This is a genomic window from Sutcliffiella horikoshii (assembly GCF_020524325.1).
Taxonomy (GTDB): domain Bacteria; phylum Bacillota; class Bacilli; order Bacillales; family Bacillaceae_I; genus Sutcliffiella_A; species Sutcliffiella_A horikoshii_D.
In genome coordinates this window covers 149,653-174,536 of record NZ_JAIVKY010000001.1, presented here as the reverse complement: position 1 = coordinate 174,536, position 24,884 = coordinate 149,653, and the positions used below count along the sequence as shown (strand labels likewise).

Genomic DNA, 24,884 nt, shown 5'->3' with positions numbered 1-24,884 from the left:
TATGAGTATGGAAAACTACTTCAACAAATTAACCAATTCTATCAGAGCTATCACAGAAGAAAATTTTATCGGCATTTATATCCATGGTTCGTTGGCGATGGGCGGCTTTAATCCAGATCGAAGTGATGTAGACATACTGGTAGTAGTCAAAAATTCGCTGGACATCCCTACGCAATGCAAACTAGCAAAATTCATGCTTGCCAATTCTAACGACCCATATCCGATTGAAGTCAGTTTCTTAACACAGAAGCAACTTGAAAATTGGACTCATCCAAGTCCCTATGAATTCCACTTCAGTGAAGGGTGGAGAAGAAATTTTGAAACAGAGTTGTTAACAGGGCAATACGAAGCTATTAACGTTAATCATAAAGTGGATCCTGATCTGGCAGCTCATATCACTATACTCAATCATAGAGGCATCCGCTGGGAAGGTCCTCCGATAGATGATATTTTTCCTGTCATACCGCGAACTCACTATTTATCTTCTATCCTCGCAGATTTTCAGGATTGCTTAAAAAATGTAGAAGCGGATCCGGTATATTGTGTGCTGAATTTGATAAGAGTGTATTGGTATGTGAAAGAGGGAGTGATTTCTTCCAAACTAGAAGCAGGGGAATATGGGCTGACTTCCTTTCCACAGGAGTCCAAGGAGACCACACAAAAAGTGATAGAGAGCTATCAAGGTAATAGAGTAAGGGAATTTCACAAGGAAGAGTTAACGAGTATACGAGATTACATACAAAGTGAAATAGGTCAATTGGAAAAGGAATCAACCGTATGAATATAAGAAACATAAAAGACGAAGACTTCCTTCGCATATCCACCAACCTTAACACATGGTGGGGCGGGCGGGATATGGTCGACATGCTGCCACGATTATTCATTCATCATTTTAAAAACACGAGTTTTATTATAGAAGATAACGGAGAGACAATTGGGTTTGTAATAGGCTTCGTTTCTCCATTTATTCCGGAACAAGCATACATACATTTTGTGGGAGTAAACCCAAACACGCGTAAGAAAAATATTGGAAAAATGCTTTATGAACATTTTTTTCAGGCAGTTAAGGAAAAAGGGTGTTCAGAAGTGAGTTGTGTGACGTCGCCTGTGAATGCCACCTCCATTAACTTTCATACAAGAATGGGTTTTACCATGAAGGACGGGGACATGGTGATAGACGGTATACCCATTCATCAGAACTATGACGGAATTGGGCAGGATCGAGTGGTATTCGTTAAATCATTAGAGTCTTGGAGTGATACGCATTTCAAATATTAAAACCAACCATCTTTTTATTGCTTATATACTGATTTCCCTTAGCCTCATCCTATTTACTACGGTGAGCAACTTCAATTTAACAGGATATTCGTATCAGTATCATGAAAATGGAGCACTGACCATTGAAAAAGGATACCTAACAAAGGATCAAGTAATAAGCACTCCCACCAATGAAGCAATAAAAGCAATCGAGCTAATAACCAAAGCAGATGCTTATTGGAACGTGACCTATGTATTTTGCTTGGTCTTTTTTTTGTTGTTATTCAAAAACGCTTATAAGCCATTTAGACCTGAAAATAACTGGAAAAGGTACGTAACATTCTATTCAATTGTATTAATTGCATTTTTGGTTTGGATTATTAGCAGCCAAGTAACACTGACGGAACAAATTGCAACCATAATAAACGATCTCAAAGGAGGCGAATAAAATGGATGTCGTTTTCCATACAGAAAAAGCTGTTTTCAATTACAGAGTGGCAGGAGTCTGGATACAGGATGGCCGTATCCTCCTGCACAGAGCAAGCGAGGACAAAATCTGGTCGTTGCCGGGTGGAAGAGTGGAGATGAACGAAGCATCCCCCCTCAGCCTGCAACGCGAATTTACAGAAGAACTCGACCTTTCCGTACAGGTCGGACGAATGGTTTGGATTGTAGAAAATTTCTTTGAATACCGTGAGAAGAAAGTACATGAAATAGGTCTTTACTATCTTGTTTCAACGGATGATAAACAAGCTCTACCTAATGGATCGTTTCATGGGGTGGAAGGAGAAAGGTTGGTTTATGAATGGGTACCAATCTCTGAGTTAGAAGATGTCGTACTATACCCCGAATTTTTGAAGAAGGCGTTAAAGAAAATACCTGAGACCACCGAGCATCTAATAGTAAGCAACTAAATCACAGGATATTTTCAGGAAATCAGGACATCATATTTCGAAAAGAGATATGAGGAGTTAACCATGATTTTAATAATAAAAATATTGACCATATACATCATTACGATTGCCATTATGAGGATAATGGGGAAATCCACAATCGTACAGATGACTCCGTATGACCTTGTAGCCATTATTATCGTTGGAACGGTGGCATCAGAACCCCTCATCAGTACAGAATACCTACCGACGCTTGGTGCACTTGCTGTGCTCGTTATGATACATATAATATTCTCAAAACTGACCCTTTGGCAATGGGGCAACCGTTTCTTTCTGGGAGAGCCGACAATACTGATTAAACACGGACAAATAGTAGAGGATAATATGGAAAAATCAATGGTATCCATCGCACAGATGCTTTCCATCTTAAGAAGTAAAGGGTATCCGAAAATCTCTGACATTGACTATGCCATTTTAGAACCGATTGGGGAGATAAGCATCATTCCAAAGCCGGAAAACACCCCTGTTACGGTCCAACATCTTGAAATATCGATTGATGATGAGGGGTTACCAATTTCGGTTATTATTGATGGGAAAATTCAAGATAAGAATCTAAAGCTACTGGACAGATCCAAGGAGTGGCTGCTAGATCATTTAACTGTCCGACAGATAGATGTGAAAGACATCCTCTACGCCTATGTTAATGAGAAAACAAAGAAATTGATTATTAATAAGCGGAATAATATACAATAATGGAAGCAAATGTACTCCTGTTTATACAGGAGTTTTGTTTTGCTTGAGGATAGATGTGGAAAGAATAATGAGATGTGGTATGATTTACATAAAATTGTGTTTGGATGGAGGGATAATGATGGTTGACGAGAATATTATCATAGACTTTTTGGTCAAAGAATTAAGTCCAGAAGTTATCTATTTATTTGGTTCTCAAACTACACCAGAGTTAACTCATCCAGGTAGTGATGTAGATGTCGCTTATCTGAGCAGCAAGAAATTGGATCACTACGAAAGGTATATGCTTGCTCAGAAATTAGCAAGTCTTATTAATAAAGACGTGGATTTAGTTGACCTTACGCAAGCATCTACTGTTTTTCAAATGCAAATTATAACCAAAGGAAAAGTAATATATTTGTCCGATAAGAAAAGACAGGCTTTGTTCGAAATGGTCACCTATAAAAAGTATGCAATGTTAAATGAGGAAAGAAAGAGGATTCTCGATCGAGTTACCGAAAGTGGGAGAGTTTATGAATAGGGATATTATTCTAAATAAAATAAGTACGATAGAGCGGTGTATTAAAAGAATTAGAGAAGAATATGATAATGACCCATTAAATCTAAAGAATTTTACAAAGCAAGATTCTATCATACTGAATATTCAACGAGCATGTGAAGCAAGTATAGATATTGCAATGCATGTAGTATCTGAAAAGAAGTTGGGTATTCCTCAATCAAGTCGAGATGCGTTTGATTATTTGTCTTCGCATACTATCATTAATGAAAATTTGTCTTTACGGTTGAAGGCAATGGTAGGATTTCGTAACATAGCAGTTCATGACTACCAAGAAATTAACTTAGAAATTGTAAGAGTAATTGTCGAGAAACATCTTGAAGACTATTTAGAATTTACAAAGCAAATATTAAATGTAAAAAATAATTAGGCGTGACTTTCAAAAGTTCATCCTTTATAATGTTAGTATCTTCAAACAGAAGGAGTTTGTTTTATGGAAAAGGTAGTTCTTAACTAAACGTAACCAAATACGTGCGATATGAGGAAAAAGTTCGACTTTGTCGAGCTCTGTTTGAGTACGCTTTTTTTCTCATAGCGAAATGTTAAGAACACGGGTTTGCGCCTGCTCCATAAAATGATAGTTACAGCACGAGTATAGGTATTTTTCTGCCTAACGTGCATTCCATTTTAAAACTACCATTCAAAACGCAAAGGACGAGTGTTGTTCTTTGTGTTTTTTTATTTGTAAAAAATAGTTATGGCCCTGATCTTAGCATTTCCTCGCACGGTTTTAGTGGCCTACATCCACCAAACTGCTTACTAATTACTAGGAGGAAAAAACAGTGAATAACGAAACAATTAAAGCTTTACAATTTACAGATCTAAAGAAAGACGTGGCAACTTTTGCACTATCAGAACCTGGGAAAAATGCTGTTTTGGCATTGGAACCATCCGTGAATAAAAGACAGATTGAAGCATGGTTAAACGAGGTAACAGAAGGAAAGAAGATACTGGCCATTAGTTCAAGTGTACCCATTCACGGTCTTCACGGAATTGAGTACATTCTAAAAAATCTGCACAAAGGAATTGCATTCAGGCCAGATCAGCTGATAGGTCTCCATGATTTCTTGGATACCATCGAAAAGCTCAAACGTTTTATGAAAGACAAGGAGTACGCAGCACCAGTAATCACAAGCTACATCTACTCTGTTACAGAGCTCTCTCATGTAGCAGAAGAGATAATTCGATGCATTCGAAATGGCAAGGTAGACGATTACGCGAGCAAAGAGCTGCTGAAAGTAAGAAAACAGATAGCTACATTGGAGGAACGCATCAAGAACCGTATCGAGCAGCTTGTCAAGTCCACCAAATACAGTAAGTATCTACAAGAAAACCTGGTAAGTACCAGAAACGGAAGGTATGTCATTCCGGTCAAAAAAGAATACAAAAACAATATTAAGGGATCGGTTCTCGATGTTTCTGCTTCCGGATCCACCGTGTACATGGAGCCTGAAGAAATTAGCATCATCCAAGATTCCATCAGTATGCTGAAGTTTCAAGAAGAGGCAGAAGAAGAGCAAATCCTGTTTGCGCTGACTGGATTGGTCCAAGAGCATGAAAAAGAAATAAAATTGGCGATGGATTTAATGGTCAGCTATGATGTGATTTTTGCAAAGGCGAAGCACAGCTTATTGCTTGATGGAACAGCACCAAAGATAAATGAACATCATGTTATCCGATTGGAAGGTGCGAGACATCCGTTACTTGGAAAAAATGCAGTACCATTAAACTTGGTAATAGGTGAGGATTATGATGCACTGGTTATCACAGGCCCAAACACGGGCGGAAAAACAGTGACAATTAAAACAGTGGGACTCCTAACTTTGATGGCCCAATGTGGCATGCATATCCCTGCTGAAAAAGGGAGTGAGATAGCCATTTTCCACAAAGTGTTGGTGGATATCGGGGACGGGCAAAGTATTGAACAGTCTTTAAGTACCTTTTCTTCCAGAGTGAAAAACATAATTGAAATTTTGGCGGAGTCTACACCTCAGACATTGGTGCTGCTTGATGAACTCGGTTCCGGAACAGACCCGGCAGAAGGGATGGGGCTTGCAACTTCTATTTTAGAAGAATTATATAACAAGGGAACGACAATGCTAGCCACTACCCACTATAGTGAAATCAAGGAGTTTGCAAATGAACATGAAGGGTTCTGCAACGGATCGATGGAATTTAATGTCGAGACACTCAAGCCGACCTATCGTCTTATCGTAGGGAAAGGTGGGGACAGTCAAGCGTTTGCCATTGCACTTCGTCTAGGCATGCACCCCAAGTTGATAGAACGGGCACACCAGATAACGTATAAAGAAATGAAAGATTACAGCGATAAATCAGATAGGCCAAGACATGAGCTAGACAGGCAACTAGCGATGAATCAAAAGTACGTGAGAAAAATGAAACATCCAGAAAAAGAAAAAGCAAAGCAGGAGATTATTTTTAAGAAAGGGGACAATGTAAAAATTCAATCTATCGGTGAGTTCGGTATCGTCTATAAACCAGCTGATGAGAAAGGGGATGTGCAGGTAATGGTAAAAGGAAGCTTGGAAACCTTTAACCATAAGCGACTTTCCCTCTATATTAAAGCGGAGGATCTTTATACAGAAGATTATGATATGGACATTGTGTTTGAATCCAAAGAAAATCGTAAGCTTCGAAATAAAATGAAGAAACATCATGTAGACGAGGTAATTTTAGAGGAGTCAGACGACTGATATTTAGGGGATGTAAAGCGTACGTAAACAATGTTTAATTGTTGTGAATTATTGGTAAAATAGCTTTCTTTTGTTCGGATTTCTTGTAAGATTAAGCTTGTAGTCCACTAAAACAAGCATAGCTCAAGGAGGAAGTTCAATCATGAAGAAAATGTTATTGGCTTTATCATCTTCCGTATTATTATTAGCTCTTGCAACTGGATGCGCCGCTGAGAATGAAGAAATGAACAACAACGAAACGAATATGGAACAAAATGAAACGAATACTGGGGAAACAAACGAAGAATAGGTTGAGTGAATGAAAGCATCTGGGATAGACGGCTCTTTTAATGGGAGTCGTTCTACTTCTGGGTGCTTTTAAATTATTTGATGGTGATTTGGATTGAAAAATTGGAAAAAAAGATACCGAATAGTGGTCAAAAACGTGCTTTTTCAACCCTTTTTCATGTGTTTTAAAGTGGTTCGGTCAAATTATAGAGTTGTTCGGACATTTCAATGATGCAAAAACTTCGGTCAATTTCTCAAAAACTTCGGACATTTACCATGATTGAGCTTATTCTTCCGCAAAAACGGACACTTTCATGGCAAAAAAGGGCAATCCAACTCAATTCAACCAGCAGCCACCAGCATGCAATTCAGCCACCGTAACCTAACCCGAAAAACCAAAAACCACCGCAACCGAAAGTTCTCAAACTCCCAATCGCAGTGGTCTCTCCAAGAAATTAAATTTAGTTCACAATTGCCAATGAAAACGCCTGTGGGCCTTGAGGTACATTGTATGCTTGAACCTCTATCGTATATGTCCCACTTTGTGGAGCATTAACGAATACATTTTCTACGTTATTACGTCCGTCCCAATTATTGTTATAAGGAGCAGTAAAGTCGTTTCCTACATATTGTGTTCCGTTTGGTGCAGTAATCACCAAGTCAAGATCATTTACTAGTGTCACAGACGCGGATGTACTTGCAGGAGCATCAGACCATACTAGAGAGATCTTAAGCGGCTTGCCTGCTGTTGCTGTGAAGGAGTAGGTTGCCTTTTGGCTTGTAGAAAGAGAACTTGTTTCATTCACAAATGCAGTGTTTAAAGACTTGTCCAATGTTACACGTCCCCAACCTTGGTTACCATTCGGGAAGCCAAGACCTACATCCGTTGCACCAGCAATCAAAGCTGCCTTCAATAAGGATGGCTTCGGTGTGATGCCTCTGTTTTTGATAAAGTGCTCACGTAATTGTGCTACGTTTCCTGCGACAATCGGTGTTGCCATGGAAGTTCCGCCCATGTATGCATATTTGCTATCATGGTTTGCCCAGAAGGAAGAATCCGGTGCAAGGGAAGAACGTGCGGATAAGATAAATGTTCCTGGCGCCATTACGTCTGGCTTGATACGTCCGTCACGAGTTGGCCCTCGGGAAGAGAATTGAGCAACATGGTTGATATTATCCGCATAAGATCCAAAGCTTGGACGCAAGTTTTCTGTTGCTCCAACAGTAATGGCGTTTTTCGCAGTACCTGGTGCATTAACAGTACTGCTGCCTGGACCTTCATTTCCAGCTGCGAAAAGAACAGCCATGTCATTTTTACGAACATAATCATCGACATTTCTGGAATCTGTCGTGTAAGCACCGTTTACCGCAGCGCCCCATGAGTTCGTATGAATTCTTGCTCCGGCACTATACGCTTGGCTGAATAATGTGCTCAAGTTAGATGGAAGTCCGCCCAATCCACCGCTGCTATCCATAATAGATTGAAACACTAGGTTTGCCTGTGGTGCCATTCCTTTATTGCTTGTTCCGTTTCCAAGAACCGATCCGGCAACGTGCGTTCCGTGACCATTTGGATCATTGGAGTTATTCGATCTTCCTAATGCATACAATGCGGTGATTTTACCACGGAAAGCTTCATGCATGGAGCTGTCATTACGCCCGGTATCAAGACCAGTATCTGCTACAGCAACTGTTTGACCTTGCCCATATAACCCATAGCTGCTTTGGGCAACATCGGCTTTAACAATCCCTCTCGCTACATCATTCAACACCTTATATTCCGCTTTAGGAGAGATATAAAGAACATTATTGTTAGCGGCATATTCAACAATTGCATCTATGCCTTTGAAATTCATTTCTTTGTTATTATGTTTTGCGTCAAGTGCAACAGCTTTTACTAAAGCAGAAGCCCCTTTCGTAAACAATAATGGATCTACTTTATAAAGCGGCAAATATGGCTCTACGGATTCTAAATGAGCAATCCCGTTTGTAGCTTTCGCAACATCGCCTTTGTATTCCACAATGTAAGCATAGTCTGGTATGTAATCAACAATAGTTGCCCCAGTGGACTCCAACTCTTTTTTCGTTTCTTCTAAAATAGGCCCATCAAATTGAACAATATATAGACTGTTATCTTTAGGCACGACCTCTAGCTTCTTTTGAAGTCCTTTTGGGATTTTCACATTTTCTGTTTCTGCTAGAAAAGAAGCTTCCCCAGTTTTGCCGTTTTTAGAAACCGACTTCATCTCTGTTATCTTGCTGACTCCCTTAAAGTCTAGTTCGAAGCTGCTAGCCCCCCCTGTTGATGGACTGCTTAGCGCAACAGTTGATAGAATAGTTGCTGCTGATAAAACGGATAAAAACACTTTCTTGGATTGATTCTTTTTCTTCATCCTCATGCTCATCTCCTCTCATTTGGTAACACAAGAATAATTTAACATACTAAAGAAAGAATTTATATTGGGAAAATTCAGAATAAAAGTCTGAGATAATAGTAGAAAAAAGCATTCATTTTCCCAATGGAAAGAATTGTAGATTCCATTAATAAAGAGCGGCTAATAATTTCTATGGTAAAATATACATAATACAGCTACAGCAAAATAAAGGGGATTTTGAGACATGCATAAGATTATGCTTATTGAAGACGATAGGCAGTTAAGTGAGCTAGTAGAAAACCATCTAGAGAGGTATGGGTACAAGATACATAAGCCAACAGATTTCCAACATATTATGGAGAGCTTCACCGAAGTCCAGCCGGACCTTGTTTTATTGGATATCAATCTACCATACTATGATGGCTATTTTTTATGCAGAAGCATCCGTCAGCAATCGACTGTCCCTATTATTATCATTTCCGCTAGAAGTACAGAGATGGATCAGATTATGGCAATGGAACTTGGAGCGGACGATTACATAACCAAGCCCTTTACATTTGAATTACTACATACCAAAGTAAAGGCAACAATAAGAAGAGTGTATGGAGAATATGCATCAATAGATACGGGTGATTTATCTATTGAGGGCTTGAAACTAGATAGTCAAACTTTTGCAGTTTATCTTGAAGGGAAAAGGGAAGAGCTGAGTAAAAATGAATACATATTATTAAAAAAACTGATGGAACATCATCAAATCTATATTCCTAGAGAAACACTGATGGAAGCCGTATGGGATTCGTTAACTTTTGTTGATGACAATACGTTGACGGTCAATATGACGCGAATCAAACAAAAACTAACTTCTCTTGGACTGCCAAATGTCATTACAAGCAAAAGAGGAGTGGGCTATATGATGAGTATTCCATCTCGGGGTAGGCAGAACAAATGAATAAAAGAATTCTAAAGAACTTTTTCAAAGATAGAGCGCTGCTAATTTCGTTCTATCTCTTTAATATTCTTTCTGTCATTGCCTTCTTTCATCTGAGTGAGCCTTCCAACACAGAAATCCTGTATCCTTTTTCGGTAGGGATGTTTCTTCTATTCGTTTATCTCCTCATTGATGGATACCGCTATTATCAAGTAAATGGAGAGATAGAAAATCAGCATGGTGATATGAAGATATATACAGAAGAACAAAAGGCTTTTTATCAATGGATTAAGAAACTAAGCTATCAACATTCTAAGGAAAAGAATGAGCAGAGCGAAAAGAACAAGGAAAGGCTTTATTTCTTATCCCATTGGATGCACCACCTGAAGACACCGGTATCTGTCATGGATTTAATTATTCAAAATGAGAAGAAGTTACAAGGTGATCGAGAAGCTTTCCAAAAGTTACAACAGGAGAATAGGCGACTACATTCAGACATAGAACAAGGTCTGACCATGATCAGAATGGACAGTTTTGAAAATGATTTGGATATAAAATCAATGGACCTAATATCTTCATTACGGAAGTTAATCAATAACCAAAAAAGTGAGTTTATCTATCAATCTGCTTTCCCTGTTATAGATAGTGAGGAAGAAGCTGCTTTCATTATTACCGACCAAAAATGGAATGAAACCATGCTTGATCAAATCATTTCTAATGCTATTAAATACTCTAGTGGACGAGATGGAAGCAAAAAGATAAGATTTCATGTAAAACAAGAAGAAGAGGTTACGATTCTCTCTATTACAGATGAAGGCGTCGGCATCCAGCCCTATGATTTAGAGAGAGTATTTGAAGCATTTTTCACTGGCGAAAACGGGAGGAAATATGAGAATTCCTCAGGTATAGGGCTATACCTTTGTAAGAAAATTGCGAACCGGCTGAACCACCGAATTACAATAGAGTCGGAAGTATACCAAGGTACTACTGTCACGATTCAATACCTTACAAAAGTGTAAGGTATTTTTCGTATTGTTCCATGGTTGATGTATCGGCTAATCAGTAAAATAAGACATAGAAAGGGAGTAACATACATCCCAACTTGCTTGAGGAGGTTTTATTTTGGGAGATACGATTTTAGAAGCTAGTAAATTAGTGAAAATATATGGGGATGCCGGTGCAGAAGGAGGGACAACTGCAGTCGATGGCGTAAACCTTTCCATAAACAAGGGAGAATTCATCGCCATCATGGGTCCGTCGGGTAGCGGAAAAACGACCCTGCTTCATATGATGAGTGGAATAGACGCCCCAACATCCGGAGAGGTATATATTGCGGGAAAAGAAATTGGTGAAATGAACGGGGATGAGTTAGCCCTTTTCAGAAGAAAACAACTCGGTTTTGTTTTCCAAGAATTCAATTTGCTAGATAGTCTGACAGTAAAGGAAAACCTGCTGGTACCGATGGTGTTGGAGAAGAAATCAGTGGCCGAAATGGAGGCGAAGGTACAGGGACTGTCAGAGTTGTTTGGTATTGAAAGTATACTGAACAAATATCCCTTTTCTATTTCAGGCGGTCAGCAGCAAAGGACAGCAGTGGGCCGAGCACTGGTGAACGATCCTACCATTATTTTCGCGGATGAACCGACCGGCAACCTAGATTCTAAATCATCCACAGTCATCATGGAGTGTTTTGAAAAGATTGTGAAAGAACTCGATACAACTGTGCTAGTGGTCACACATGACGTATTCGCTGCAAGCTATTGCCGGAAGGTTGTATTTATTAAAGATGGAAAAATAGATTCTTATATTATTAGAAAAGGGGATCGAAAAGATTTCTTAAATCAAATCATGGACAATCTCGCCGTCTTGGGAGGAAGGAGCCATGACATTTAATCAACTGGTATGGAAAATGGCAAAAGGAAACAGGGGCAAATACTTATTTTATTATTTGTGTAACAGCTTTGCGGTGTTGTTCTTTTTCATGTATTCGACCATTTATTTCAATGAAGCAATTGAGGCGGTTAAAGTAATGGAAGGCATAAGAGATATACTAACGATACCAGGTGTGGGACTTGTATTGTTTACCGTATTTTTTATTACCTATGCTCATCGGATTTTTACACGGAGACGGAAGAAAGAGTTTGGTCTTTTAATGACACTTGGAATGTCGAAATGGGATATAGCCAGGCTTTTATTATTAGAGAACGCTTTGATTGCTGCTGCTTCCATCGTTACTGGAATTGTATCTGGTATGGTGTTTTCTCGATTGATTTTTTTGCTTTTCATAAATATAACTGGATTAGGTGATATCCCATTTAATCTTTCGCTGGAAATGTTTATTTATTCAATAGGTGCTTACCTGGGGATTTTTCTCATTTCGGTTCTCATCACTCTTTATCTGACACTAACAAGATCTTTATCTCAAAATATGAAAAGTGATCGAGTGGCAGATACGATCAAGCATCGAAGTCCGGCTTTCGGTCTGCTGGGAATAGTCATGGTTAGCGGAAGTGCTGTGCTGCTTTACTGTACCTTTTCCATACCCTCCATGTCTCAAGATGTTGGTGGATACCTTCTTATGAGTACCTTGGGCATATTAATGGGCCTTTATGTAGCCTTATCTCAAGGAATGAGTTTCTTTATGAAGTTAGCAAGGAAGCATAAACCCTATTACTATAACGAGCTACTTACTTTAAGTAGTCTTGAATACAAATTCAAACAGCTTACGGCCATCATGCTTCTTGTAACGATTATGAGCATGGTGACCATCTTTTATAGTACGACCATATTGATTATCAGTTCCATGGGAGAGCAGCAGGTGATGGATGATAATCCCAATGACCTTACTTACATAGAGACAGAGACGAAAAATAATATATCCACGGAAGAATTGTATTCTATTTTGGATAAAGAAGAAAATCCAGTTAAAGAACACGAAACAGTTAATGTGTTTGCATACTACGAGAAAGATCCGCAATGGGAAGAAGCGTATTACGAATATGTATTTATAGGGTTATCGGATTATAATCGAGTTGCTGGAAGGGAGGAAACCCTGACCAGTGAAGAATATATTTATCTAATAAATGATGTTCCTAAATATGCCCTTCCAGATAGTACTTATGAACATGGCCTTTCATTTAATGTGGAAGGTGGGAAAATAGAGTACACCTTGAAAGAAACCATTGTTGATCAAATAATTAATCGAACAACACTCATCCCAACTTCCATTTTGGTCATCAGTGATGAGGAGTTTGGGAAAATAAACAATGCTTTAATAGGAAATAAGATGAAGGTACACATCTTCAATTTTCAAGATTGGGAAGCTAGTGAACAAGTGACACATGAATTGAATGATAGATTAAAGGAATATAACAACACTACACCGCCATACCAAAGTGTACGTCTTAGCTATAGTGAGGAAGAGGAGGAATATTTTCTTCAGCCGACATCTAAAGTGATGCACTTCAACTATATCAAAAACTCATCTAGAATCATGTTTTTTGTCACCACCTTCATAAGCATTCTTTTCTTCTTTGGTTCCTTCATCCTTTTGTACCTAAACATATTCTCCAACATGGAAGAGGGGAAGGCAAAGTATAAAAAGCTATTTAAGATTGGTATTTCGAAAAGAGAAATAAAGAAGCTTGTTTCAAAGGAAATGAGCGTGCTGTTTTTCTTTGCACCGCTACTGGGTTGCGGTTTGGCATTTGTTTATATTTTTTCCTTTGCCCAAGATGTAGGTGGAATCTTGGAGAATCCACAATTTCTTATTCATTTTTCCAGCATCTCCGGGGTTTACCTATTGATCCAGACGGTTTATTACTTTTATTCGAGGAAAAAGATGTTACGGGAATTAGAAACTTAAAATAATGGTCGTGGCAGGTTTTATTCTATAACGAATGAAGCCTGCTTATTAATGTTTAAGAAATTATAAAATAATCGAATAGTGGATAGTCTTCAGAGTAGACGGGATGAAGACCTATGTGACAAGAAATCAGGAGGAGAGAGGTCCTCATCGCCGTTATGAAGACCTTAGTGACAAGAAATCAGCAGGAGAAAGGTCCTCATCGCCGTTATGAAGAACTTGGTGACAAGAAATCAGGAGGAGAAAGGTCCTCATCGCCGTTATGAAGCCCTTAGTGACAAGGAATCAGGAGGAGAGAGGTGCTCATCGCCGTTATGAAGCCTTAGTGACTAGGAATCAGCAAGAGAAAGGTCCTCATCGCCGTTATGAAGACCTTGGTGACAAGAAATCAGGAGGAGAAAGGTCCTCATCGCCGTTATGAAGCCCTTAGTGACAAGAAATCAGGAGGAGAAAGGTCCTCATCGTCGTTATGAAGCCCTTGGTGACACGAAATCAGGAGGAGAAAGGTGCTCATCGCCGTTATGAAGCCCTTAGTGACAAGGAATCACTTGGAGAGAGGTCCTCATCTCCAATATGAAGCCCTTGGTAAAATGATAATCTTGCCAAGGCCAAAATTTCGGAGCTATTCAAAGAGCGAGAAAACGTCCAAAGAGATTAAGATTTTGGAACGTGGTTTTAGGTCGCGTTAGCAACTCTTTTTAAAAAAATAGATATAGAGCTATTTACCCTAGCAATCTATTATATTAGTTTGAATTGAATAGAAAAATAAGTATTGAGTTAATAATTGGGATTTGAAATAATTGTCATATGAAAAGGTTACCCACGAAAGATTTTGGGAGGGAATTATGGATATCACAAAATTTGAAGCTTCAATCAATGAGCTTTTTCCTAAAGAATTGTTGGAAGAATTCCATGACGATTACGGATTTACCAACACTTCCAATAACAAGATTAAGAAGATTGGGTTTTCAACCAACCTTTCAATCGAAGTGATTGAACAGGCAAGAGTCGCAAAGGTTGATTTAATCATAACTCACCATGACGCATGGGATTTTATTTATGGCTTAAAAGAAGAATGTATCAAAAGATTAAAAGCATATAACATCAGCCATTTCTGGATACATGGACCATTGGATTATATTGAATTTGGAACCTGCACTTCCTTGATGAAAGAAATTGATATTGATAATATCTTACGTTTTTCTGAGTACAAGAACTCGAGTGTGCCTGGTATAGGTGAGTTTAATGAAACAAAAGATTTTGAGGCCCTTGTGGACAACTTGAGAACTAAACTGAACGAACCAGTAAGAGCCTGGAAAAACAATAAGGACAAGGTAAAGTAAATAGGAATACTGACAGGTGCAGGCCATTCAACCGATCAAATAAAATTTGCATTGGATCAAGGCTGCGATACGTACATAACTGGAGAGGCAAGTTTATATACCATTCAATATGCTAAGTTTGCAGGTGTAAATCTACTGGTCGGGAGCCATACCTTTACGGAAATATTTGGTGTGGAGAGTTTGGCAGTTAGAGTGAAAGAATCTAATGATGGGATTTCCCTCGTAAAGCTGCAGGAAGAGCATTTTGAGTTAAATCATGGATAATGATTCTTAACTTTTAAATGCAAATTAAGAAAAGTAGAGGAGCAAGTAAATCGTGAATAAACCTTCAATCATGATATTAGGAACCGATCACTTTGAAAAGTCTGCTGTTCAGGACTATGCAAAAACAAAAGACTCGGACATTTTCTCTCACCGGAAACAAATGGAGATAAAAAATTTATTATCAAGTCTGAAAGAATACGCTCCTACAAAAATTGTGTTGGAGTATCCCTTAAAGTATCAGTCGAAGTTATCAGATGAGTATCAAGAATACATAGATGGAAACTTTAAATTATCGGCTAATGAACGCCACCAAATAGGGTTTAATCTAGCAAAAGAGTTAGGTCATACAAACATTTTTTCAGTTGATTGGAATGAAGAAGAAGGTGTACCAGATATATTTGGGTATATGCAAAATCATGAAACTCAAACAACTCGAAAAATATTCAAGGATATAGAGAAGATGGTAGCTGAAGCCAATGAAAAATCTAATACTACAACAATAAGAGAATATCTTTTATTTCTGAATGAAACTCAACATGTGAGAAACAATCATCAATTATATATGGATATTGCGATGATAGGAGAGAATGACAATCCAATTGGAGCTAATTGGGTTGCAAATTATTGGTATTATCGTAATTTACTAATCTATAAAAACATAAAAAGTCTAGCTTGCGAAAATGATCGTTTATTAGTCATATATGGGGTAGGACATGTTCACCTGTTAAATCAATTAGTTTTTGAAGGGGACAGCTTCACTATTGAAAATGTGAGGGATTACTTAGTATGTATGAGCACTAATTAAAAAACGCTCACTCCTGAGCGTTTTCAATCTTAAAAATCATATTCATCAATAATCTTGTTAGTAATCAAGTCATATCCCTTTTCGTTAGGGTGCAAGGAATCGCTGAAATACTCCTTTGACTTCTCCTTAAAAAGATTATTAGTGGAAATAAATTTGATGCGTTTATAACCATCCACTAGTCTTTGGCTATTTTCATTCCACTCGTCAATGATATTTACATGTTCGGCTGAATCAGGATAAGCATTGTATAGCCCGAGAAATAATATTGGAACGTCTTTATTTTCTTGACGGATTGTCTTAAGAATTTCTTGAACATTCTTCTCGTATTCTAAAGCGCCTTCTTTGATCTTTTCTTCATTGATTCCTTTCAAGTCGCCGCCATTGCTTTGAATTAAATCATTGGTGCCGATAAAGAGAATAATATAATCAGCATTGCGAATATCCTTCTGAATGTTAGTAAGTTTCACTTGTTTTACAACACCGTCTGATTCTTGACCAGGGATACCGTAGTTCTTCACTTTAACATTTGCTTCTTTCTCTTTTTGAATAAGTTGCTCTAGGTTTTCTACGTATCCTTCACCGGACTTGTCCCCGACTCCATAAGTCAATGAATCGCCTAGTGTAACCATAGTTTTTGGTAAATGACTAGATTTTTGTGTATTATCTTGATAGCCACTATAAAAACCTGCCCCGATAAGAGCAATCACAATTAAGGCGGCAGCATAGATGATTGTTTTTTCCATAGGTGAACCTCCTCAATGGTGTAGTAGTTCCCTATCGTAAAAATAATTAAACAGCCTGTTTGAAACTTTTTCATTATCAGATTCGTTTATTTTAATAGGAACATTTGAAAAAAAGGGGGATGTTTATGAGTTATAAAAGAACCATTCCATTCGGTTTGGCTATTATGTTGTTCTGCATCGCCACTTTTGCTTCATGGTATGAAGGGAGCGAGTTGGTAGATAATTCGTTCGAATGGAAACACACGGCAGTATTTACCTCTTGGATCCATGATGGGGAAATTGAGAGGGGAAATATATCTCAACTAGACTATTTTGTGTATTCAATTAAATTCAAGCCCATTTTTCCAATAATCATGATGGTAAGTTTTATGTATATGGTCTTTGCAGTTGGTCAGAAATTGCTGCAGCCCGGAATAAAACAAAACATATTTATGAGTATTCTTGGCGTTATTTTACTTACTGGAGCGGGAGTGATATCTGGGTCTCCAACTTCTGGAGCAAAAGTTTTTATGATGTCACAAATATTGGGCGGAACTTTACTTATTGCTCTAGCATTCTTCCTTCAATTTCGAAAAGTACAATTAGACTAATGTAAAAAGTGCTCTTCCATGAAGGAAGAGCACTTTGTCAAATCAATATCTATTGCCGTTCTTATCTACATAAACCGATTTCACGATTGTTCGTTCAAATGGATTTCCGTCTTTTGTGGTACCTTTTACATCAAGCGTAATAGTATAGACGCCTTCCTCTTTGAAGTCCACGTCTACCTTCCCTTTATTAGCAACCTTCATCCCGAAGTCTGCTTTAGCCTTCCCATCTTTATTGATTTTGACATCTACATTCATTTTTTTGACTTTTTGCCCTTTATTCTTCAGTTCAAATGTAGCATCTTCCAGTACTACTTCCTCATTCAGATCTGTATGGAAACCAACAGTCATTAAATAAGCAGCTTTATCTTTTTTGGCTTTAACGGTCCATTGCCCTTTTTCAGGTGATAGGATTTGGAAAGTGTGGTGGTGGCCACCCTTGAAAATTTCCTGATCGATGGAGTGGACAAAGTTTGAATATACCTTTCCAGATGGACTTATCACTTCAATATCTTGTGTCTGCTTGTCACTTAGCCAATCCAAGTCAATTTTTTGTACATTTTCCTCTACAGTAAAGGTTTGTTTCCCTTCTATCTGAAACTGGCCGCCACGGTGAAGTGCACTTATGTTAACTGGCTCCTGTTCCATTGGTTCGACTGTTGCAGCTGCCTGGCTAAGTGCGAAACCGGCAGTTTGGGTAGTAGTCAAATATGGACGGAAGTATTGAAATGTACCACCTTCACGAACTGTGGTATGGTTCCAGTTACTTACCCTGACTTGTGTACTATAGGTTAAACGGGAATTATTAACGGTGACTGCACCGTCATTTGAACCATATGCACTTAAGTATAATCCACCCCAATAAAGAGCAGATCCGAACCCGCCCCAACTAGTTCCGGCTAGAGTATAAATTTTATTGCGATTTCTATTTGCATGATTATCCATTTGAGGTCGGTAGCTATTCATATAACCAGTTTGAAGAGAGTAGGTTGCATCATTTTTACTGCCTAGAATACTTGCAAGCCAGCTTGCCCAGCCACTATAAGCAAGGTCTGCGAGTTGTGAACCGTAATGAGGAGTAGATAGTGTGATGAGGTTTGAAACATAAGGATGCGCTCCATAGTGAACAAGAGCGTTCTGAGCATCAATGCCGCCTTTGCTATGGGCAACTATCACTATTTTCTTTTGGTTAAAATGATTGGATATATCACGGATTCGACTATTAATGATGGCACCATTATCCCACATGTTCTTATCTGGATGAACATCGATGAACGCTGTTTCATATCCGTTATTCAAGGCTGTTTGATACATATTATTGTTTTCCCACCAAGTTTTTGATGAGCTGTTAATTCCGTGAACAAATACAAGAACCGGTTTGTTCGGATCGACGTTACTTGGTGTATCACCAACATACCACTGACCAGGCACACCTCCAGGATTGTCTTTCCCACCAATGGTGCCGGCATTCACGGATACTGGTACAACTAGCAATGCTACTAACAATAAAATCACCAACCTTCTCATTTCAACACTCCTTTTGAATAAATTAGGAGATATCTCCCCATCTATTCTATCTGAAAAGGGAGCGCTTTCAGAATAGATTTTTAAAAAATGGGAGGAAGGACTTGGCGTTTGAACTATTTTAATAGGAAAAAAGATACATATTCGACAAAAAGAAGCAGGAATTTCAAGATAAGAAAAGAATTGTATGGAGTGAAGTTCAACTAATAACAAAAGAGGGTTGCAGATGATTTTTATTTTATGGGCATTATTAAGCATAACTACAATTGGTAGTATATATGGCGTTGTTGTAGCAAAATCAACAGGAGAGCTGATTGCTAGTATTATTTTTCTTATACTTAGTATGATTGGGCTGTTTGCGAGCATCCATTACTATATGAAAAGAAGCGAAAAGAAAAATAGAGGTGACGGAGGGTGGTTTGATTGTTACTATTGCGATATTCCATCAGGGAAATCAAGTGGATTGGATTGCACAGACTGTGACTGCAATCCATTTAATTAAGGGGAATGAAAGATGAATGAATACATTTATGCAGTTATCACATTGCGCTTCTTTCCGTGTCATAAAAGAAAAGAACGCTCACTTGTCATAGGGGACAGGCAATTCCCTATGTGCTATAGGTGTATGTCCATATTGCTGGGTTATCTTGCTGTAGTTCCATTACTATGGCTTGCTGCAGATGTCTCATTTTTTAAAATGGTTCTATTCGGTATTTTATTGAACATTCCGATGGTTGTGGATGGTTACTCACAGGTCCGTGGCTGGAGAGTAAGCAACAATTTCCTCCGAACATTTACGGGTTTGATGAGCGGCTTTGGTATGTCTTGTATCATCGTAGCAGGATCTATACAGTTTCATCGTGGAATTCAGGAGTTTGCTAATTTTATTGATTCGTTTATTGGTTGATTATTGATTATTTAGAATGGGGCAATGATATTGAAGACAGTAGGGAGAATTTTAGTGTATATATTAGGGTCTTTATTGGTCCTAATTTTAAGCTTCTGCATTTTTATATTAATTGGATTCATTCAATACAGTCTGTTTGTACCGGATGACTATGTGTTATGGGTATTTAAATATCCATACTCTAGATATATTATTGTTATAGTCTTTTATTTATTTTTAGTATTCTTCTATTTTTTCTATAAGGAAAATAGGGAGAAGGATCCAGTCACCAAAAAGCGTAAAAAATTTTGGACAGGTTTTATAATATTAAATATTATAGGCTTCTATATTATCTTTACTTCAGTGACTGTTGTTACAGACCATAAAATCATTGACCATTCATTCCTGCATCCACAAGGAAGAGAGTATGAATTTGAAGAAATTGTTAAAATAGAGACCGGAGTTCGTGGAAACAGATATTATTTTCCTTTTACACACAATAGAGGTGATTTCTATTACAAAATTGAGTTAATGGATGGAAAAATAATAGATTTGAATGATGAAGCTAGTGGCTATGAGGATGAAGATGATCATCCAACTTTTGTTCTAAATAAACTTGATGCACGCTTAGTAGAGATGGGGGTTACTAAAGTATCGAGCATGGACAATTTCGATTACACAACGGAAAGTTTAGATAGGATGTATACGGATCAAATCAAAAGCATATTGGAAAGAAAATAGGCATTGCTTCGAGCAATGCCTATTCGCATGTAAATTTTGAAAGGCTCCATATGTTACCACTTTCAACAACTGCGGTGCCACCCTCGTCCATACAAGCTTCCATTTGAGGTAAAATACTTTGGGAATTTGAATGGATTTGAACTATTCTTCCTATAGATAAAGCTATAATAATTAGACTAACAATCGCAATGCCTCGAACCACTCCTTTATTCACTTGCGAAAGTTCGCGACCTGTTTTTTTACCTTTATTGCCGAATGTATAATTGCCAGAGTAGTATTGGTTGATTTCATTGTAAAAAAGAAGGTTCTGAAAGATTATAACAAGCAAGATCGCCATAATGAATACAGATCGGTGAAGAGGTATCACCATCAATAATGCAAGTACGGGAAGTGCATTTGCAAAGAGTATGTAAACCTTTTTGGTGGCATTTTTAGATACTTGTTGAAGCATTTCATCATCTTCAAGTATCTCCCCAGGTTTATAAAAAACAAAGAAGTATAGTTTTTCTCGAGGATTCTCCCGATTATGTTTTCTATATCTCCGATAAAATGCAATATAGAAAATGATAAGAAGCAAAATACTTATAATGAATAGTTGAATGGATATTAAACCCCAATTAAAAGAGGTTTCTGTGCCGTTTACAACGAAAAGAGCATCAAAATTATGTATTACTAAATCAATTAACTGGACCAGACTAAACGTTAGCGGCATCAAAAGAATGCAAAAAGCGATAGTCCACAGTGGCAGCTGAATCCTTAAATCTTTATTCATTTTCCTCATCCTCTCCTTCTAACCAAAATAACTCATCCACTTTTACTTTCAAATGCTTGGCAAGCCTTAAAGACAAAGCGATGGACGGCGAAAATTCCCCTTTTTCAATAAAACCGATTGTTTGTCTCGTTACCCCGACTAAGCTACCCAAATCAGATTGAGAAAAGCCATGTCTTGCCCTTAATTCCTTCACCCGATTACACAGCATATGTTTCTCCTTTTTGTTAACTTTTATATACTTAATGTAAAGTATTGTTAACATAGTGTCAATGATACTTTACTAAACGTACAAAAAAAAACAGTACAAGAAGTGCCTTGTACTGTAAGGAAGTTAGTTTGAAAATTTTATGATGTTGTTTATAACATCTTTAAGCATATCAATTGAACCTAGTACATCCTCTTTATTTTCAAGACTGTGATCTCCATTTGGAATAAGTAGTGTTTTTAAAGATGGATTAGATTTTAGGTCTGCAAATCGGTCTTCTCGATAGCAAAAATCTTTATCCCCAATAATACAGAAGGATTTATTTTTAGCCTCTAACATAGCTTGATACACATCATCCCGATGTAGCAGAGGAGTCAACCATATGGCAGAAGCACTATTGAAAGTTGGGTGTTTTAACAGACTTGCCAATGCAATGGTTCCGATTGATTTTGCAACAATAAAACATTGGTCATAAGTTGTTTCTTTTAGGGTTTCTTCCAACGTATGTAAAACATTAGCTGAAAACCCGTCTGCATCAAATGGGTTAAGTTCTGCTTCGCTAAAACTGTAATTTACTTGAAGCACATCAAATCCCTGTTTAAAATAGTGTCCTGATGAGAAGTGCAATAAAGGCCCTTGAGACGTGTAACCTGCTCCAGGAAGAATGATGGCAAGTTTAGTAGTGGTGGCTTTTTGTTTCATTAGATTAGTAGGAAACGTTTTAACTTCTAGTTTTTGGTTTATCATGGCTTCACCCCGATTATGAATTTTATAGAATTATATCATGTTATTAGCGATATAGGGAAAAAATGTATAATTAAATTTAAGAATAACTTATGCTATTCTATAGTGAGCGTAAAAATGAACGCAAATGGAGGAACACGATAAATGTCAACATTACCAAACTGTCCAACATGTAATTCTGAATATACATATGAAGATGGGAACCTACTTGTTTGTCCGGAATGTGCTTATGAATGGGCACCAGGTACTGAGAAAGTGGATGAAGAGAAAGTGTACAAAGATTCTAATGGAAATATCCTTATTGATGGAGATACGGTAACCGTCATAAAGGACTTAAAAGTAAAAGGTAGTTCTTCCGTTGTGAAACAGGGAACAAAAGTGAAAAATATCCGTCTGGTTGATGGGGATCATGATATCGAGTGTAAAATCGATGGATTTGGTGCTATGCAGCTTAAGACGGAGTTTGTAAAAAAAGTGTAAGGATGGATCCTATTGGGGTTCATTTTTTTGTGGTCTGATATTGGAATTTAATGCTAAAATGAGATATCAGCGACGAGTGTAAAGGGGAAGAAAAAGTGAGATATTTTACATATGAATTATTTCTTGCTCAAAGCGATGGGAGCTTGAGTCTAATAGAAGAAAAGAAAATCCAGGACCAATGGAATAAATATGTTTTAGAATACAGGTCAACTTATGAAGCACTGGCTAATAGGATGTCTAAAGATGTCTATCAGCGTTTTAGCGGTTGGGGTTTTCATGATTATCATCTATTAAGTCTTAAATTAGAGCATGAAAGCCTGCGCAAAATGAACTTGAAATTAACTTTAAGCAATGATGAGGGTTTGACTAAAAATATTCTGTTATTTAATGACGTTTCTTTCATTGAATATCATCATGAAAATTATGACAACGATAAACCTGTGATGAACCGGGATATAGATATATGGTTATATGAAGAGTTACTTTCTGTCGATTCAACCACTTTATCTTTCGAAGTGATATTCTCTTCAGGTGCTTCTATTGCAATTAAGTTTCCCAATCATGCTGTAACAATTATAGAGGAGCGATAGTAAATGAAAATTAAGATTGATGATGTAACTCACCCAGCAGTTATCACTTTTGTAGAAGAGCATATGAAAAATTTAAATTTACTCTCTCCACCAGAAAGTAACCATTATTTAAACCTTGATGCTTTGAGAAAACCGGATGTTACTTTTTGGAGCGTGTGGGAAGGTAAGGAAGTTGTTGGTTGTGGAGCTCTTAAGGAGCTGGACGCCAAAAGTGGTGAGGTAAAATCCATGCGCACTTCTTCAAAATATTTAAGAAAAGGTATAGGCGCACAAATCCTCCAATCCATTATTCAAGCTGGAAAAGAACGTGGATATCAAAATTTGTATCTTGAAACAGGTTCCATGGAAGCTTTTTACCCAGCGCAAAAACTCTATAAAAGCTTTGGATTTGACTATTGTGAGCCGTTTGCTGATTACGAAGAAGATCCTAATTGTGTTTTTATGATGAAGAAATTGTAAAATATAGAAATAATAGGAAGAATTTATTTGCCACCTTAGCGAATTAATTATAGCAACAAAATTTAGGAAGTAAGGTGGAATTCGCTATTAGTATTGCAATGGTAGATGTAACAGTAAAAATGAATGATCATGATTTAAACGACAGGGAAGCTAAGATTCTGGAAGTATTCTTACTTAATTTAGCTGCTCAATCAAATGCAAGCTCAACAAAAATGGGAATGGCATTGAATCCTCTTGAAAAGTCGGAACAAGACGAGATTTTACATTATCGTTTTGCCTGGCATTCTTCCATTTCAGAGGAACTGTTTGGAGAGTTTAAAGAGGGAATAGAACGCCGATTCTCGGGGGCTTTTAAAATGTGTGATCTTCCAGAGGGTCAATTGCTATTTGAAGAAAACGCATATATAGCGAGTAGTTAGGACGTAAACTGTGTAGGGTGTTTTGTCGTTATTTGTCGGTTGGTATGTATTTGCTAGGTTTTCGACAGTAAAGTGTGTAGTTTGGATTGTATTTATAATTTTCGGACAGTATTTGGTGTAGTTTCGACAGTAAGTGGGATGGTTTGGACAGTATTTAGGAGGAGGAGGGGCAGAACATGACCACAATGAAAGATAAAACGTTTATATTGGAATGTATGGAAGGATATACACCTGAAATTGGTCGACTATTAGCAATGATGGAGTATGCAAGAGAGACAACATTTGAGGCTACTCAATATTTATCTGCGGAAGAGTTAGATTATAGAATAAACGGATAAGGTAACTCAATAGGAAGTCTACTATTACATATTGCTTGCGTTGAGGAGGTATATCATATACTTACCTTTGAAGAAAGAGACCCTGCAGACCAAGAAATAGAGAAGCTAAGAGCTGGCTTAACTTTGGGTGATAGTACCTTTAAAGAATCCGAAGGTAATGCTGTATCCTTCTACATAGAAAAATTGAATAAAATTCGTGATACGACCAAATCCCAACTAAAAGAAAAAGAAGATAAATGGTTAGATGAAGATTTCCCGTTTGGACCTAAACACCTGGCTAACAACTACTTCCGTTGGTTCCGTGTCTTTGAAGATGAACTATATCATCGAGGGCAAATCAGGTTAATACTAAGCCATATGAAACGGAATACTCACTAAA

The 24,884-nt window shown here is 37.7% G+C and carries 31 protein-coding genes and 1 pseudogene; 26 read left to right on the top strand and 6 right to left on the bottom strand.

Annotated features, from left to right (window positions below; genetic code table 11):
• The first annotated feature begins 1 nt into the window (after position 1).
• The 9 genes from LC091_RS00950 to LC091_RS00910 all read left to right on the top strand — a co-directional run bounded on the left by LC091_RS00950 (position 2) and on the right by LC091_RS00910 (position 6,459).
• Positions 2–781 carry an aminoglycoside adenylyltransferase domain-containing protein gene (locus LC091_RS00950; RefSeq protein ID WP_226679852.1) on the top strand — a complete coding sequence of 260 codons (780 nt, stop codon included), beginning with the start codon at positions 2–4 and terminating at the stop codon, positions 779–781.
• The gene (locus LC091_RS00945) at positions 778–1,278 is read left to right on the top strand and encodes a GNAT family N-acetyltransferase (protein WP_226679851.1); all 501 of its coding nucleotides are present in this window, start codon (positions 778–780) and stop codon (positions 1,276–1,278) included. The genes LC091_RS00950 and LC091_RS00945 overlap by 4 nt, the downstream gene beginning before the upstream one ends.
• Entirely contained in the window at positions 1,256–1,705 is a 450-nt protein-coding gene (locus LC091_RS00940; protein ID WP_226679850.1) for a hypothetical protein, read from the top strand. The genes LC091_RS00945 and LC091_RS00940 overlap by 23 nt, the downstream gene beginning before the upstream one ends.
• A 1-nt stretch (position 1,706) precedes the next feature.
• Complete coding sequence (locus tag LC091_RS00935) at positions 1,707–2,171, top strand: NUDIX hydrolase (protein WP_226679849.1); 465 nt, start codon at positions 1,707–1,709, stop codon at positions 2,169–2,171.
• A gap of 63 nt (positions 2,172–2,234) precedes the next feature.
• Entirely contained in the window at positions 2,235–2,903 is a 669-nt protein-coding gene (locus LC091_RS00930; RefSeq protein ID WP_226679848.1) for a DUF421 domain-containing protein, read from the top strand.
• A 67-nt stretch (positions 2,904–2,970) separates the two neighbouring features.
• Entirely contained in the window at positions 2,971–3,420 is a 450-nt protein-coding gene (gene mntA / locus LC091_RS00925; RefSeq protein ID WP_226679847.1) for a type VII toxin-antitoxin system MntA family adenylyltransferase antitoxin, read from the top strand.
• Positions 3,413–3,826: a type VII toxin-antitoxin system HepT family RNase toxin gene (gene hepT, locus LC091_RS00920; RefSeq protein WP_226679910.1), complete on the top strand. Its 414-nt coding sequence runs from the start codon at positions 3,413–3,415 to the stop codon at positions 3,824–3,826. The genes mntA and hepT overlap by 8 nt, the downstream gene beginning before the upstream one ends.
• A gap of 412 nt (positions 3,827–4,238) precedes the next feature.
• A complete protein-coding gene (locus tag LC091_RS00915; RefSeq protein ID WP_226679846.1) occupies positions 4,239–6,170 on the top strand; it encodes an endonuclease MutS2 in 1,932 nt (643 codons plus the stop codon).
• A gap of 142 nt (positions 6,171–6,312) precedes the next feature.
• A complete protein-coding gene (locus tag LC091_RS00910; protein ID WP_010194254.1) occupies positions 6,313–6,459 on the top strand; it encodes a hypothetical protein in 147 nt (48 codons plus the stop codon).
• Between the two features lie 439 nt (positions 6,460–6,898).
• Here LC091_RS00910 and LC091_RS00905 read toward each other — a convergent pair whose 3' ends face one another.
• Positions 6,899–8,830 carry a S8 family serine peptidase gene (locus LC091_RS00905; protein WP_226679845.1) on the bottom strand — a complete coding sequence of 644 codons (1,932 nt, stop codon included), beginning with the start codon at positions 8,828–8,830 and terminating at the stop codon, positions 6,899–6,901.
• Positions 8,831–9,056: 226 nt separating this feature from the next.
• Between LC091_RS00905 and LC091_RS00900 the strand changes: the two genes are divergently transcribed.
• From LC091_RS00900 to LC091_RS00870, 7 genes and pseudogenes are all read left to right on the top strand, one after another.
• A complete protein-coding gene (locus LC091_RS00900) occupies positions 9,057–9,761 on the top strand; it encodes a response regulator transcription factor (protein ID WP_226679844.1) in 705 nt (234 codons plus the stop codon).
• Positions 9,758–10,759, top strand: coding sequence for a sensor histidine kinase (locus tag LC091_RS00895; RefSeq protein WP_226679843.1), 1,002 nt, complete (start codon positions 9,758–9,760; stop codon positions 10,757–10,759). Before LC091_RS00900 ends, LC091_RS00895 begins: the two co-directional genes overlap by 4 nt.
• A gap of 103 nt (positions 10,760–10,862) precedes the next feature.
• Positions 10,863–11,633: an ABC transporter ATP-binding protein gene (locus tag LC091_RS00890; RefSeq protein WP_226679842.1), complete on the top strand. Its 771-nt coding sequence runs from the start codon at positions 10,863–10,865 to the stop codon at positions 11,631–11,633.
• The gene (locus LC091_RS00885; RefSeq protein ID WP_226679841.1) at positions 11,623–13,605 is read left to right on the top strand and encodes an ABC transporter permease; all 1,983 of its coding nucleotides are present in this window, start codon (positions 11,623–11,625) and stop codon (positions 13,603–13,605) included. Before LC091_RS00890 ends, LC091_RS00885 begins: the two co-directional genes overlap by 11 nt.
• A gap of 274 nt (positions 13,606–13,879) precedes the next feature.
• Complete coding sequence (locus LC091_RS00880) at positions 13,880–14,026, top strand: hypothetical protein (protein ID WP_226679840.1); 147 nt, start codon at positions 13,880–13,882, stop codon at positions 14,024–14,026.
• Positions 14,027–14,450: 424 nt separating this feature from the next.
• Positions 14,451–15,212: pseudogene (locus tag LC091_RS00875) on the top strand (Nif3-like dinuclear metal center hexameric protein).
• Positions 15,213–15,264: 52 nt separating this feature from the next.
• On the top strand, positions 15,265–16,017 hold the full coding sequence (locus LC091_RS00870) for a DUF5694 domain-containing protein (RefSeq protein WP_226679839.1): 753 nt from the start codon (positions 15,265–15,267) through the stop codon (positions 16,015–16,017).
• Between the two features lie 29 nt (positions 16,018–16,046).
• On the opposite strand, the gene LC091_RS00865 is transcribed toward LC091_RS00870, so the two are convergent.
• Complete coding sequence (locus LC091_RS00865) at positions 16,047–16,760, bottom strand: DUF459 domain-containing protein (RefSeq protein ID WP_226679838.1); 714 nt, start codon at positions 16,758–16,760, stop codon at positions 16,047–16,049.
• Positions 16,761–16,885: 125 nt separating this feature from the next.
• Here LC091_RS00865 and LC091_RS00860 point away from each other — a divergent pair, with 125 nt between their 5' ends.
• A complete protein-coding gene (locus LC091_RS00860) occupies positions 16,886–17,350 on the top strand; it encodes a YjdJ family protein (protein ID WP_226679837.1) in 465 nt (154 codons plus the stop codon).
• Between the two features lie 42 nt (positions 17,351–17,392).
• Here the strand turns inward: LC091_RS00860 and LC091_RS00855 are convergent, their stop codons facing one another.
• On the bottom strand, positions 17,393–18,874 hold the full coding sequence (locus LC091_RS00855; RefSeq protein ID WP_226679836.1) for an esterase/lipase family protein: 1,482 nt from the start codon (positions 18,872–18,874) through the stop codon (positions 17,393–17,395).
• A gap of 223 nt (positions 18,875–19,097) precedes the next feature.
• On the opposite strand from LC091_RS00855, the gene LC091_RS00850 reads away from it, so the two are divergent.
• Genes LC091_RS00850 through LC091_RS00840 form a run of 3 tightly spaced genes read left to right on the top strand, consistent with a single transcriptional unit; the run spans position 19,098 to position 20,498 of the window.
• Positions 19,098–19,373 carry a hypothetical protein gene (locus LC091_RS00850; RefSeq protein ID WP_226679835.1) on the top strand — a complete coding sequence of 92 codons (276 nt, stop codon included), beginning with the start codon at positions 19,098–19,100 and terminating at the stop codon, positions 19,371–19,373.
• 12 nt (positions 19,374–19,385) lie between these two features.
• Positions 19,386–19,778, top strand: coding sequence for a DUF2085 domain-containing protein (locus tag LC091_RS00845; RefSeq protein WP_226679834.1), 393 nt, complete (start codon positions 19,386–19,388; stop codon positions 19,776–19,778).
• 30 nt (positions 19,779–19,808) lie between these two features.
• A complete protein-coding gene (locus LC091_RS00840) occupies positions 19,809–20,498 on the top strand; it encodes a hypothetical protein (RefSeq protein WP_226679833.1) in 690 nt (229 codons plus the stop codon).
• Positions 20,499–20,517: 19 nt separating this feature from the next.
• Here LC091_RS00840 and LC091_RS00835 read toward each other — a convergent pair whose 3' ends face one another.
• The 3 genes from LC091_RS00835 to LC091_RS00825 all read right to left on the bottom strand — a co-directional run bounded on the left by LC091_RS00835 (position 20,518) and on the right by LC091_RS00825 (position 22,222).
• On the bottom strand, positions 20,518–21,270 hold the full coding sequence (locus LC091_RS00835) for a hypothetical protein (protein ID WP_226679832.1): 753 nt from the start codon (positions 21,268–21,270) through the stop codon (positions 20,518–20,520).
• Entirely contained in the window at positions 21,263–21,478 is a 216-nt protein-coding gene (locus tag LC091_RS00830) for a helix-turn-helix transcriptional regulator (protein WP_010194276.1), read from the bottom strand. The genes LC091_RS00835 and LC091_RS00830 overlap by 8 nt, the downstream gene beginning before the upstream one ends.
• 123 nt (positions 21,479–21,601) lie before the next feature.
• A complete protein-coding gene (locus LC091_RS00825) occupies positions 21,602–22,222 on the bottom strand; it encodes an alpha/beta hydrolase (protein ID WP_226679831.1) in 621 nt (206 codons plus the stop codon).
• 141 nt (positions 22,223–22,363) lie between these two features.
• Between LC091_RS00825 and LC091_RS00820 the strand changes: the two genes are divergently transcribed.
• From LC091_RS00820 to LC091_RS00795, 6 genes are all read left to right on the top strand, one after another.
• A complete protein-coding gene (locus LC091_RS00820; RefSeq protein ID WP_226679830.1) occupies positions 22,364–22,699 on the top strand; it encodes a zinc ribbon domain-containing protein YjdM in 336 nt (111 codons plus the stop codon).
• Between the two features lie 95 nt (positions 22,700–22,794).
• Positions 22,795–23,289: a hypothetical protein gene (locus tag LC091_RS00815; RefSeq protein WP_226679829.1), complete on the top strand. Its 495-nt coding sequence runs from the start codon at positions 22,795–22,797 to the stop codon at positions 23,287–23,289.
• Between the two features lie 3 nt (positions 23,290–23,292).
• Entirely contained in the window at positions 23,293–23,748 is a 456-nt protein-coding gene (locus LC091_RS00810; RefSeq protein WP_226679828.1) for a GNAT family N-acetyltransferase, read from the top strand.
• A 74-nt stretch (positions 23,749–23,822) separates the two neighbouring features.
• Positions 23,823–24,167 (top strand): hypothetical protein, encoded by a 345-nt coding sequence (locus LC091_RS00805; RefSeq protein ID WP_226679827.1) that lies wholly within the window; start codon positions 23,823–23,825, stop codon positions 24,165–24,167.
• 176 nt (positions 24,168–24,343) lie between these two features.
• Positions 24,344–24,505: a hypothetical protein gene (locus LC091_RS00800; RefSeq protein WP_226679826.1), complete on the top strand. Its 162-nt coding sequence runs from the start codon at positions 24,344–24,346 to the stop codon at positions 24,503–24,505.
• Between the two features lie 123 nt (positions 24,506–24,628).
• Positions 24,629–24,883: a hypothetical protein gene (locus tag LC091_RS00795; RefSeq protein WP_319003621.1), complete on the top strand. Its 255-nt coding sequence runs from the start codon at positions 24,629–24,631 to the stop codon at positions 24,881–24,883.
• The last annotated feature ends 1 nt before the right edge of the window (position 24,884 follow it).